The following is a 12,090-nucleotide window of genomic DNA, read 5'->3' on the forward strand; positions in this document are numbered from 1 at the left end:
CTAACGGTACTGTCTACTGTATATATATCAGTAGTGCGCGCAAGCAGCCGTGCCCAGGAAGGAATCCCATGCCGTTCGACACCATCGGATACGACGTCGACGGGCATACGGCCACCGTCACCCTGAACCGGCCGGACGCCCTCAATGCGCTCAGCACGCACATGATCACCGAGTTGCGGGCCGCCTATGACGAGGCGGAAAACGACGACAAGGTCTGGTCGATCGTCGTCACCGGCACCGGGCGAGCCTTCTGCACCGGCGCGGATGTGAAGGCCATCCCCGGCGACGGCAAGGTGCTCAACGAACGGCCCTATCTGTCCACCTATGAGCAGTGGGAAGCCCCACAGGAGGGCACACCGCCGTTTCGCACCATGACCAAACCGATACTGGCCGCGATCAACGGATTGTGTTGCGGCGCAGGGCTCGACTGGGTGACCACCGGGGATATCGTCATCGCCTCGGAGCGGGCGACATTCTTCGACCCGCACGTCAGCATCGGTTTGGTCGCGGGCCGCGAGGTGGTGCGCCTGGCCAGGGTGCTACCGCGTTCGGTCGCGCTGCGCATGGCGCTGATGGGTAAGCACGAACGGATGAGCGCCCAGCGCGCCTACGACTTGGGCATGATCACCGAGGTCGTCGAGCACGATCGGCTGATCGAGCGCGCACACGAGATCGCCGACGTCGTCAACTCCAATGCGCCGCTCGCGGTTCGGGGCACTCGCCTGGCCATCGTCAAAGGCCTGGACGTGCCGCTGCACGAAGCGGAGATGCTCGCCGAATCGTTCCGCGAGCGTGTCACCCGCACCGAGGACGCGCTCGAGGGGCCTCAGGCCTTCATCGAAAAGCGGACCCCGGATTGGCAGTGCCGATGAGTACCGAATTCGAGACCATATTGCTGGAGATCGATCCGGTCGACCGGGTCGCGACCATCACCTTGAACCGGCCCGATCGCCTCAATGCCTTCGACCGCACCATGTGCGAGGAAGTCGAACGTGCCTGGCACACCGTCAAATTGGACGACAAGGTCAATGCCGTCGTGGTGCGCGCGGCGGGCGATCGGGCGTTCAGCGCCGGTTTGGATATCAAGAAACCCTATGGGCAGCCCGCCAGTGTGTGGCATCACGACGATCCCGGCGAAGCACTCAGCCCGAAATGGCAGAAGATGTGGAAACCGGTGATCTGCGCCGTGCACGGTCTCTGCACCGCGGGTGCGTTCTATTTCGTCAACGAGGCCGACATCGTGATCTGTTCGACCGAGGCCACCTTTTTCGACTCACATGTTTCGGCGGGCCTGGTCTCCGCATTGGAACCCGTCGGGCTCATGCGACGCGTCGGCCTCGGCGACACCTTGCGCATGGCGCTGATGGGCAATGACGAACGCGTCGGCGCGGAAACCGCGTTGCGCATCGGACTGGTGACCGAAGTCGTCGAGCGCGACCGACTCTGGGCCCGCGCACACGAGATCGCCGCCACCGTCGCCGCCAAACCACCCGCGGCCACGCAAGGCACGGTCAAGGCGATCTGGGAATCACTCGACAAGCCCTATCGAGCGGCGCTGGACCAAGGACTCATCTACACGCGCCTGGGCAATCCGATCGGTACCGCCCAACTGGCCGACGAGCGCAACGGCGCTGCGCCGCAGCGCGTTCCGACCGAACCAAGGATCCGGTGATGAACGATTACCCCGGCGAGGACCATCCATTGATTCGACGCATCGCCGATGTGCTCGACCTGCGGCCGGACGCACCAGCGATCGAGTACGACGATCGGTGGTTCTCGTGGCGACTGCTCGGCGATATGGCACGTCGCATCTGCTCCTACACCACCGCGCCCGGTGCCGAACCCCGACAGGTCGGCATTCTGCTGCGCAATCGGCCCGAGCATGTGGCCGCATTTCTCGGCGTCCTGTTGGGTGGCGGCAGCGTCGTAGTGATCAATCCGGCACGTGGTGACGACCGGATCCGCGCCGATATCGCCGCGCTGCGGCTGCCGCTGGTCATCGGCCGTGCCAGCGATCTCGCAGCGCTGGTCACGCCCGAATCGGACACGGCGACGGTGTCGATCTCGGAATTGGATGTGGAGCCGCATGCGACCGGGCATCCGCACGATTTCGGTGCCGCCCAGCCGGGGGTTGCGGTGCGCATGCTGACCAGCGGGACTACCGGGCCACCGAAGCGCGTAGATATCACGTACGACATGCTTGCGCGCAGCGTGCTCGGCCCCGACCCGAGACGTGCGACGCCGCCGAGCGAACCACGACGCGGTGTCGCGATCGTCAATGCGCCGTTGGTCCACATCGGCGGCATATTCCGAATATTGCAGTGCGTCGTCGAGGCCCGGCCGTTCGTGCTGTTGCCACGGTTCGAACTGGGCAGCTGGGCCAAGGCGGTGCGTGCGCATCGTCCGGCCGCGGTATCGCTTGTGCCCGCCGCTTTGCGCACGGTGCTGCATTCGGATCTGGGCAAGGACGATCTGGCGGGCATCCGCGTCGTCACCTCCGGCACGGCACCGCTGTCGGCCGCCGATGCCGACAGCTTCTACGAGAAGTTCGGTATCCCCGTCCTGACGTCCTATGCCGCAACCGAATTCGGTGGCGGCGTCGCGGGCTGGACGCTGGCCGATCACCAGAGCTATTGGAATGTCAAGCGCGGCAGTGTCGGTCGCGCGAGCGGCGGTGCACGGCTGCGGGTCGTCGACGAGGACGGTGCGGTCCTCGGGGCCGACCAGCCCGGCCTGCTCGAAGTCATTCCCGGACAGCTGGGTCCGTCGGCGGACTGGATCCGCACGACTGATATCGCTCGCATCGACGCGGACGGATTTCTGTGGATCCTGGGGCGGGCCGATCAGGCGATAATCCGGGGTGGGTTCAAGATCATGCCCGACGATGTGCGCAGCGCCCTGGAAAGCCATCCCGCCGTGCAGGGGGCGGCCGTGGTGGCCCGGCCAGACCAGCGTCTCGGGGAGACGCCGGTGGCATTGGTCGAACTGCGCCACGGCGAGACAGCCGGAACCAGCGAACTGGTCGAGTTCCTCCGAACACGGTTGGCGGCCTACGAGATTCCCACTCGGATCGTCATCGTCGAGGCCATTCCACGAACACCGTCGGGCAAGGCGGATCTGAGCGCGGTGCGCCGTCACTTCAGCGAACCCGCCTCGGTCGTACGAGGCGACAATGGTCACTGACTCCCCCACCGTGGCACAGTTCCTGCATCGGCACGCCCGAACCCGGCCCGATCATCCGCTGTTGATCTGCGACGACGAACGCCTCGGCTATGGCGAAGCGCAGCGCCGCTCGGCCCGGCTGGCCCGTGGCCTCATCGCACTGGGGGCCGGTAAAGGCACCCATATCGGGTTGCTGTATCCCAACAGCGCCGACTTCGTCGTCGGCGCACTCGCGGCCGCGCGGATCGGCGCTGTGATCGTCCCGTTCTCGACCTTCGCCACCGCCAGGGAGTTACGCGAGCAGCTGGTCGACGGTGATATCCGAATCCTGCTGGCCGCCGCGAGCTTTCGCTCCAACGATTACGTCCGGCGGCTGGCCGAGGTGCTCACCAGCTCGAAGTTCGGCTCCGGCGGCAGGTTGCTCTGCAGTGCGGTCCCCCAGCTGCGCCACGTTGCGATCAGCTACGGCACGGACGCGCGCCGAGTCCGCAGTATCGAGGGTCTCGACCACTTCGCCGAGTCCGTCGACGACGCACTGCTCACCGCGATGGAGCATGATGTCGACAGCTCGGACCCGCTGGCCATCATCTACACCTCCGGTTCCACTGGCGCGCCCAAGGGGGTCGTGCACACGCACGGCGCACTACTCGACCATCAGAAGAACTTGAACGAGATCCGCGGACTCACCGAGGCGGACATCCTGTTCTGCAACTCGCCGTTCTTCTGGATCGGCGGATTCGCCTTCGGGCTGCTGGCGACCCTGGTCGCGGGGTCGACCCTGGTGTGCTCGAACGCCACCGACGCGGGTGCGACCCTCGATCTGCTGGAGGCCGAGAAGCCCACGATGACAAATGGTTTCGCGGTCGCCATCGCCCACCTCGCCCGGCACCCCAGCTACGCCGATCGCGATCTGTCCAGCATGCGCCGAGGCAACCTGTACTCGATCATGGCCGAGCAGCTGCGCCCCCGCGATCCCGAGCTGCGCCACAATATGCTCGGCATGACCGAGGCGGGCAGCGTGGTCCTGCTCAGCGGCGACGAATCCGATCAGCCCGAGCAGCGCCGCGGATCATTCGGCAAGCCCGCCCCCGGATTCGACATCAGGATCGTCGACCCGGACAGCGGTGCCGAGGTCGAGACCGGTGAGATCGGCGAGCTGTGCATCCGCGGGCCCTATGTCATGCAGGGCTACTACAAGCGCAGCCGGGAGGAGAGTTTCGACGCCGAGGGCTGGTTCCACACCGGTGACCTGGTGCGCGTCGACGGCGACGGCTTCGTCTACTTCATCGGCAGACATGGTTCGATGATCAAGACCGTCAGCGCGAACGTCTCGCCCGACGAGGTCGAGAAGGCCATCACCAAGATCACCGCGTGCACGGCGCATGTGCTCGGCATGCCCGATCCGGATCGAGGTCAGACGGTCGCGGCGGTGATCGTGACACCGCACGGGGGCGTCATCGACGACTTGCGGGAGCGACTTCGATCCGAACTCTCGGCGTACAAGGTTCCCGAACGGTTCGTCTTCGCACCGGCCGCGGACATTCCGATGCTCTCCAACGGCAAAGTCGATGTCCAACGACTCCGAAAGATGTTCGATGCCTGAGGATGTCGCGGCGACCGCATGCACGGTCGACGCATTGATAAGACTGCGCGCCGACCGCAATGGAGCCGACTCGGCGGTCATCGATCCGAACACACACCTGACCTACGCCGAACTCGATGCGACGACACACCGGCTGGCCGCGGCATTCGTCGAGGCCGGTGTCGGCAAGGGCACCCGGGTGGGGTTGATCATGCCCAATAGCGTTCGCTGGGTGCAGTTCGCGGTCGCGCTCACGCGTATCGGCGCGGTGCTGGTCCCGCTCAGCACCTTGCTGAAATGCACGGAACTGGTCGCTCAATTACGTGTCGCCGCAGTGGAATTCGTGATCACGGTCGAGGAGTTCCGCGGGCACCGCTACGTCGAGGGCCTTCGAGACGAGTTGGGACCACACGACGACGGGCCGATCCACAACCCTGCGCTGCCCGCGCTACGCCGGGTGTGGACGGTCGATCAGGTGAATGGTCTGGCGGTTTCTGTAACGGCCACCGAGGTCGCCACTGCGTTGGCGCGCACCGTCGCCGCCGCCGATCCGCTCACGATCATGTTCACTTCCGGAAGCCGAAGTCTGCCCAAAGGCGTAATCCACTCGCACGGCAACGCATTCGGCGCCGTGCGCTCCGGACTCGCCAGCCGATGCATCGACGGCGACACCAGACTGTACCTGCCGATGCCCTTCTTCTGGGTGGGCGGCTTCGGCGGTGGCATCCTGTCCGCGCTGCTGGCTGGCGCCACCTTGATCACCGAGGCGATTCCGCGACCCGAGACCACCTTGCGGCTGTTGGAACGCGAGCGGGTCACCCTCTTTCGCGGCTGGCCCGATCAAGCCGAAGCACTTGCGCGCCAGGCGGATACGATCGGCGCCGACCTCTCGACGCTGCGGCCGGGCAGCCTCGAGGCATTGCTGCCGTCCGAGCAACGCTCGCGACCCGGTGCGCGCGCCATCCTGTTCGGCATGACCGAATCCTTCGGCCCCTACTGCGGTTACCGCGCCGACACCGACATGCCCGACACCGCGTCGGGCAGCTGCGGACGACCGTTTCCCGGGATGGAGGTGCGCATCGTCGATCCGGTCGACGGCCGCCCGGCACCTGCGGGCACGGTGGGTGCGATCCAACTGCGCGGACCGCACACGCTGCGCGGCATCTGCCGCCGCAGACGCGAAGACCTGCTGACAGTCGACGGCTTCTACCCCACCGGGGATCTCGGCCATCTCGACGAAGACGGATTCCTGTTCTATCACGGCCGCTCCGACGACATGTTCAAGGTCAGCGGCGCCACCGTCTATCCCAGTGAGGTGGAGCAGGCCCTGCGCGGTATCGGCGGTGTCGAGAACGCCTTCGTCACCAATGTCGTTCAGGGCCAACGTGATCAGGTGGCCGCGGCCGTGGTGGGTGAGATCGCCATCGATCGGCTCCGCACCCACGCGCGGCAACGGCTCAGTGCGTTCAAGGTGCCGACGATCTGGTTACTGCTGGAGTCCGACGAGTGCATCCCGCGCGGATCGACCGGCAAAGTCGATATCACGGCATTGCGCGACCTCTTGTCGCGCCGGGCCAGTAACTGAATACGGTGCGTTCGACGACAAAGTGAGCGAAAACATGACAGCGATGCAAGCGATCAGTGGGCTCCTGGACCACATCGGATTCCGCCGAAATGGCGGCGCGGACGACTCACCTGTTTGGGAGCTTCCGGTCGCTCCGCACGTGGTCAACACCTCGGGCGGACTACAGGGCGGGCTGATAGCGACACTGGCCGATATCGCGGCGGGCACGGCAGCGTTGGCGACGCGGCCGAACGGCGGCGGCGTGGTCACCTCGGATCTGAGTGTGCGCTATTTCCGCCCCATCACCGACGGTGCGGCGCGCGCCGTGACCAAGATCGTGCACGCGGGTAAGCGGTCCATCGTGGTCCAAGTCGAAGTGCGCGGCATGCCGGGTGAAGAGCTGGCCGCACTCGCGACCGTCAACTTCGCCACGGTCGATTTCAACACCGGTTCCACAGAGCGGTAGCCGAACGCCGTCGAATCTTCTAGTGCCGCGTCCAGATTGCTTGCTGCGCTATCCGCCTCCAGCAGCTCGCCGACCGTAGTGATACGGCGGTCGAATTCGCCCTGGGCGACCACCATTCGACTACGTTCGACCGAACCCGGGACCGAGCAGCGATACGGCAGAAGCTATCTGGACACGATACTAGGTGACCGAGGATGCGGAGTTCGACAGAGCCGGCCGATGAGTACCACCGCGGTCACGCGGAGTTTCGAGACAGCGCCGTGACTGGGGAGGTGCCCTCAGTCGCGGCCGTACATGGCCGCCACCTCGTCCAGCTTCGCCTTCAATGCCGCATTGCGCGGCAACTGTTCGACCACCGCGATCGCGACGGGCACGTGATGGCTCGGGAGGGCTTGCCGGACCAGTTCTTTCAGTTCGGACTCAACTGGGGCAGCGACACCGCGCCGCACCTCCACCGCCGCGAAGGGCACCTGTCCGAGCCGCCGATCGGGCACACCGACCACACAGGCATCGCGGACTGCTCGATGCCCGAGCAGCACTTCGCGAACGGTCTCGGGCAGGATCTTGAATCCACCGCGATTGATCGCGCCGTCGCCCCGGCCGTGCACGGTGACGAAACCGTCGGCATCCACCGAGGCGAGATCGGTCGTGCGCACCCAATTCTGGCCCAGCACAGCCACCTTGGCTTCCAGAAAGCCCTGCGCGCCGACCGCCGCTTCGGATCCGGTCGCGGCGTCGATAACGCGGACCTGTACGCCCGGCAGCGGCCTGCCGACACTGCCCTCCTTGGTGGCACCGAATCGGCGGTGCAACTCGGGTGTCCACGCACAGACCGAACCCGCGAACTCGGTTGCCCCATACGCCCACAGCAGCGGAATACCGTAGCGCTGCTCGAATTCCGCGCGCAGTTCGGCTTCCAGCGGCCCGGAACCGCCGGGCAGATATTCCAGCGATGCCAGATCTTCGCGCGGGACATCGGCTTGCAGAATCATTCGCAGAATGGTCGGCTGCACGCCCGCCCGCTTGATCCGGTAGGTCTTGACCGCGCGAACCCACTGTTCGACGCTGAACTTCTCCAGCAGGACCATGCGCTTGCCGAGAAATGGGCCGGCGAGCAGCTGGCAGATGCCCACACTACCGAATGGCCAGTACACCAATTCCGGCGGATCGTCGAGTGCGGCGGTTGCGCCGCCGGTCATAGTCCGGACCGTATGTTCGAGTGCGGACAGCGGGATCGGCACCCGCTTCGGCGGTCCCGTCGTTCCGCTGGTCAAGATGTGCAAGGCAGGAACCTCCGCGATCCGATCCGAGCCGCGACCCTTGGCGTGATTGCGCGGCATTACCGTCTCGGTCTGCGGCGGATCCAGCGAAAGCGAAACCCCGGCACTGCCGACTCGCTCGCAGGCCGCGACCACCGCGTCGGTCCAATCCTGGCGGTCGGCAACGACGGCACTCGGCCGCACTTCCTCGATATCACGGGCCATGGACTCGGCGGACTGATACGAGTTGATCATGGCGATCGGGCGAGACCGGGCGATGCATCCGAGCACCGCCGCGGCATGCGGCACACGGTTGCGAACAACGATGGCGACCCGCTCGGATATGGAAACATCGGCGCGGGCGAGCGCGAGTTCGATCGCACGGATGTAGTCGACGATCTCCTCGCCCGTATACCACCGCTGTTCGAACTCGATACACGGCCGGTCGCCGTAGTCGACGAGTCGAGCCGACAATTGGTTCGCGAATTCCGCAGTGCCGTCGCCATTTTCGTAGCGCGCCGACGACGTCGTCCGTTTCGACATCAGGAAACCGTCGTGGCCTGCGGCCGGTAGAAGATCGCGAGTTGCCCGATACCGGATACCGCGCCGAGACCGGCCGCGATCACGAGACCTACCCAGCCATCGGGTTGATCCACGCCGAAAACCAGCCGATCGATGCTGATCCGCCCGGCGCCGAGTGTCGCTACGGCTATCGCCGTCACCGCGAGCACCATGTTGTACTCCCAGCCGTTGCCGACGATGAAGAAACCATTGGAACGATGGACGGTCCACGCCGCCACCACCATGAGTGCGACGAATCCGGCCGCGGCGACGGGGGTGAGCAAGCCGACCGCGAGTGCGATACCGAAGCCGACCTCGCAGCCGGCCGCCAGGCGCGCGTGCAGCACCCCAGGTTTCATTCCGATGCTGTCGAACCACGCGGCAGTCCCGGCGAGCCGTCCGCCGGAAAAGATCTTGCCGTATCCGTGTGCGGCCATGGTCAGACCGAGGCAGGCTCGCAGTAGCAAAAGACCGACGTCATAAGCATTCATCGCAGCAACCAATACATCGAGAAGGAGGTGGTACCCGGCGCACGGCGGCCGCATCCGAGCGTTACCGTATTACATACCGCTGGCATTACAGTAATGTTATAGACACTTGCTGAGCGGTCAAGCGAAACGACGACACCGGCGCCGATGCCGGATTCCAGGAGGCCATGTCATGACGAGTTCATCCACCGGCGTCGATGCGGTCGCACCGGAGGATTTCCGCGAAATCCTGGCCCAGACCAGGAAGTTCGTCCGAGCCGTCGTCGTCGAGCGGGAGCGCGAGATCGCCGAAGAGAACCGGATGCCCGACGACATCGTCGAACAGGCCAAGGCGATGGGACTTTTCGGATACGCCATCCCCCAGGAATGGGGCGGGCTCGGCCTCGATCTCGCACAGGACGTCGAGTTGGCGATGGAGTTCGGCTACACCACGCTCGCGTTGCGGTCGATGTTCGGCACCAATAACGGAATCGCGGGACAGGTACTGGTCGGATTCGGCACCGAGGAACAGAAGTCGAGATGGCTCGAGCGCATTGCCTCCGGTGAGGTGGTGGCCTCGTTCGCACTCACCGAATCCGGGGCGGGTTCGAATCCGGCGTCGTTGCGGAGTACGGCAGTGCGTTCCGGGGCGGACTGGATCATCAACGGCGAGAAGCGATTCATCACCAACGCTCCCGTGGCGGATCTGTTCGTCGCCTTCGCGCGCACCCGCCCCGCCGACGCGGACGGCGCCGGAATCGCGGTATTCCTCGTGCCCGCCGACTCCCCCGGCGTCGAGGTCGGGCCCAAGGACCGCAAGATGGGTCAGGACGGCGCGTGGACGGCCGAGGTGCGATTCCAGGATGTGCGCGTCGGTCCGGAGGCGCTGGTCGGCGGCAGCGAGGATATCGGCTATCGCGCGGCGATGACCTCACTGGCCCGCGGCCGGATCCATATCGCCGCGCTCGCGGTCGGCGCCGCGCAACGCGCCCTCGACGAATCGGTGGCCTACACCGCGACGGCCACTCAGGGCGGCACTGCGATCGGACAGTTCCAGCTGGTGCAGGCCATGCTCGCCGATATGCAGACCGGGGTCATGGCGGGCCGGGCGCTGGTGCGCGACGCGGCGCGCAGCTGGGTCGCGGGCGAAGACCGGCGCATCGCACCATCGGTCGCGAAGCTGTACTGCACCGAAATGGCGGGCAACGTAGCCGATTTGGCGGTGCAGGTGCACGGCGGCACCGGCTATATGCGTGATGTGGCCGTCGAACGCATCTACCGCGATGTCCGGCTGCTGCGACTGTACGAGGGCACCAGCGAGATCCAGCGCTTGATCATCGGCGGCGGACTCGTCAAGAACGCCCAGCGCCGTCAGCAATAGACCCGCGTCGACAGCGCGACCGGTGTGAAACCGCGATCAGGCCAGGACGTCGTCCAGGCTGCTCGCCGTGAGCACCCGCGCGGTCCACACCTTCAACTGATCCAACCCACCATCACGAATAGCCTGCTCCACCGACGCGGGCAGCCGACCGAACCGCAACGTCAACTGCTCGATCAATGTCACCGCCCGCCCACGCGCTTCCCCACGTGCTTCACCTTCTGCACGCAACCTGTCAGCGGTCGTCACGATGGCCTCCTTGGCTTCCGGCCCGAGTTGATCGGTGAGGGGATCGAGGTCGTCGGCATCTATATCGCCGACGAACAAAATGTACTTCACGATGGTTCCGAAGTCCTGTTTCCCGCCTGGACCTGCGATAACGGCTCGCAGTTCGGTGCGGAGGAGCAGGAGTTGCCGGACCAGGTCGGGGTTGCCCGACACAATTTTCTGCAGGCACAGCATGACCTTGGTCGCGGGTCTCAGCGGTCGTTGCAGTAGTGCGGGCAGATCGACGGCATTGACGTCGTCGAGTACGTACCGCAATCGCGGCAGGTAATCCCCGAGCGCCGCCCGGACGTCGGCGTCAGCATCGATCAGCTCCGCCACGTCCATGGGCGCCGTCCACCGGTATCCGTTCGGGCTGACGTGCATGACAACCGGAATGATCGGCGGCAGTAGTCGCGCATCGGGCTGGGAGCGCAGGTAATGGTTCCAGATATTGACTATGTATTCGAGCATCCGGAACGGCATTAGATTGTCACTGCGGCTCTGATGCTCCAACAGGATGTAGACGAACGCATCGCGGCCGTCGAGGCGGGTCCGGAACAGCAGATCACTCTGGCGGGACCGCAACTCATCGGACACGAATGTACCCGACTGCACCTCGAGCGTGGACCAATCCAGGCGCGCCACAATCTCCTTCGGCAATACCAGACGTAGTTCCGAGGCCGCCTCGGCAGGTCGGCCGAGCACATTGCGGGAAGTATGCGTCGTGCGGGTTCGACGGGTTCGCGGCCATGTGGCGCACCGTACTACCGCCCACCGACACGGCGGCCGAACGAGCGACGTTGCACGCCAGGTCGATTCACACCGCGGGTTGCTCGTCCCGGACCGCCCACGCTGTCGGGTCGAATTGTCGGGCAATTGACAGCGAATCGAGGTGGTGGCGTGCGGTGGCGGGAATCCGTCGGATGCGTCATTGAGACAGCCATTGCTCGATGAGGTCCAATGACGCTGTTGAATACAGCGCTTCGCCGTCTTCCGCGTCGAGCAGTGTCCAGCGCTGATCGCGCACCAGCAGGTAGCCCGCTCGTTCGGCACGACTGGCGAGCTGCTGCTCTCGGACCGATTCCGGATCGGAAGTCACCGGATACTCCTTTCGCTAGATAGTTCCCTGTGAATGTTCTTGGGGGACAAAGAATTCGACCCAGTATTCGTGCCGGATCGCGTCCCATAATCGCGAGAGTTCCGGGAACCGCTCGCGCAGCTCGGCCAGGTCCGGTGCGACGGCAGGTGTCGGGGCGGACAGCAGCGGTTGCGCTTCGGATGGGTTGCGTACCAGCATTATTCGGATGCAGTGGCGATCGATCCGCCAATCCGCCCGCCAGCCGTCGACCTCGGTGCGACGCTCACTCATACCGGACCCCGTTCG

The 12,090-nt window shown here is 65.3% G+C and carries 12 protein-coding genes; 7 read left to right on the forward strand and 5 right to left on the reverse strand.

The window, feature by feature from the left end; all coding sequences use genetic code 11:
• Window positions 1-68 precede the first annotated feature (68 nt).
• The 6 genes from ACQPYR_RS23720 to ACQPYR_RS23745 are packed head-to-tail and all read left to right on the forward strand — an operon-like array spanning window position 69 to window position 6,774.
• The gene (locus tag ACQPYR_RS23720; protein ID WP_433621153.1) at window positions 69-872 is read left to right on the forward strand and encodes an enoyl-CoA hydratase/isomerase family protein; all 804 of its coding nucleotides are present in this window, start codon (window positions 69-71) and stop codon (window positions 870-872) included.
• Window positions 869-1,672: an enoyl-CoA hydratase/isomerase family protein gene (locus tag ACQPYR_RS23725; protein WP_433621154.1), complete on the forward strand. Its 804-nt coding sequence runs from the start codon at window positions 869-871 to the stop codon at window positions 1,670-1,672. The genes ACQPYR_RS23720 and ACQPYR_RS23725 overlap by 4 nt, the downstream gene beginning before the upstream one ends.
• Window positions 1,672-3,183, forward strand: coding sequence for a class I adenylate-forming enzyme family protein (locus tag ACQPYR_RS23730; protein ID WP_433621155.1), 1,512 nt, complete (start codon window positions 1,672-1,674; stop codon window positions 3,181-3,183). Before ACQPYR_RS23725 ends, ACQPYR_RS23730 begins: the two co-directional genes overlap by 1 nt.
• Window positions 3,173-4,765 (forward strand): class I adenylate-forming enzyme family protein, encoded by a 1,593-nt coding sequence (locus ACQPYR_RS23735; protein ID WP_433621156.1) that lies wholly within the window; start codon window positions 3,173-3,175, stop codon window positions 4,763-4,765. Before ACQPYR_RS23730 ends, ACQPYR_RS23735 begins: the two co-directional genes overlap by 11 nt.
• The gene (locus ACQPYR_RS23740; protein WP_433621157.1) at window positions 4,758-6,329 is read left to right on the forward strand and encodes an AMP-binding protein; all 1,572 of its coding nucleotides are present in this window, start codon (window positions 4,758-4,760) and stop codon (window positions 6,327-6,329) included. Before ACQPYR_RS23735 ends, ACQPYR_RS23740 begins: the two co-directional genes overlap by 8 nt.
• Window positions 6,330-6,363: 34 nt before the next feature.
• Window positions 6,364-6,774, forward strand: coding sequence for a PaaI family thioesterase (locus ACQPYR_RS23745; protein ID WP_433621158.1), 411 nt, complete (start codon window positions 6,364-6,366; stop codon window positions 6,772-6,774).
• Between the two features lie 278 nt (window positions 6,775-7,052).
• Here ACQPYR_RS23745 and ACQPYR_RS23750 read toward each other — a convergent pair whose 3' ends face one another.
• Together ACQPYR_RS23750 and ACQPYR_RS23755 are read right to left on the reverse strand one after the other, a co-directional pair.
• The gene (locus ACQPYR_RS23750; protein WP_433621159.1) at window positions 7,053-8,576 is read right to left on the reverse strand and encodes a long-chain fatty acid--CoA ligase; all 1,524 of its coding nucleotides are present in this window, start codon (window positions 8,574-8,576) and stop codon (window positions 7,053-7,055) included.
• Window positions 8,576-9,085, reverse strand: a complete 510-nt coding sequence (locus ACQPYR_RS23755) for a DoxX family protein (RefSeq protein WP_433621160.1) — start codon at window positions 9,083-9,085, stop codon at window positions 8,576-8,578. The genes ACQPYR_RS23750 and ACQPYR_RS23755 overlap by 1 nt, the downstream gene beginning before the upstream one ends.
• Before the next feature lie 169 nt (window positions 9,086-9,254).
• On the opposite strand from ACQPYR_RS23755, the gene ACQPYR_RS23760 reads away from it, so the two are divergent.
• A complete protein-coding gene (locus ACQPYR_RS23760) occupies window positions 9,255-10,442 on the forward strand; it encodes an acyl-CoA dehydrogenase family protein (RefSeq protein ID WP_433621161.1) in 1,188 nt (395 codons plus the stop codon).
• Window positions 10,443-10,478: 36 nt separating this feature from the next.
• On the opposite strand, the gene ACQPYR_RS23765 is transcribed toward ACQPYR_RS23760, so the two are convergent.
• From ACQPYR_RS23765 to ACQPYR_RS23775, 3 genes are all read right to left on the reverse strand, one after another.
• Window positions 10,479-11,411: an Rpn family recombination-promoting nuclease/putative transposase gene (locus ACQPYR_RS23765; RefSeq protein WP_433621162.1), complete on the reverse strand. Its 933-nt coding sequence runs from the start codon at window positions 11,409-11,411 to the stop codon at window positions 10,479-10,481.
• A 223-nt stretch (window positions 11,412-11,634) separates the two neighbouring features.
• Window positions 11,635-11,805: a hypothetical protein gene (locus ACQPYR_RS23770; RefSeq protein ID WP_387293658.1), complete on the reverse strand. Its 171-nt coding sequence runs from the start codon at window positions 11,803-11,805 to the stop codon at window positions 11,635-11,637.
• A gap of 15 nt (window positions 11,806-11,820) precedes the next feature.
• On the reverse strand, window positions 11,821-12,075 hold the full coding sequence (locus ACQPYR_RS23775) for a hypothetical protein (RefSeq protein WP_433621163.1): 255 nt from the start codon (window positions 12,073-12,075) through the stop codon (window positions 11,821-11,823).
• Window positions 12,076-12,090: the final 15 nt, after the last annotated feature.

Source organism: Nocardia sp. CA-120079 (genome assembly GCF_050955745.1).
GTDB lineage: Bacteria > Actinomycetota > Actinomycetes > Mycobacteriales > Mycobacteriaceae > Nocardia.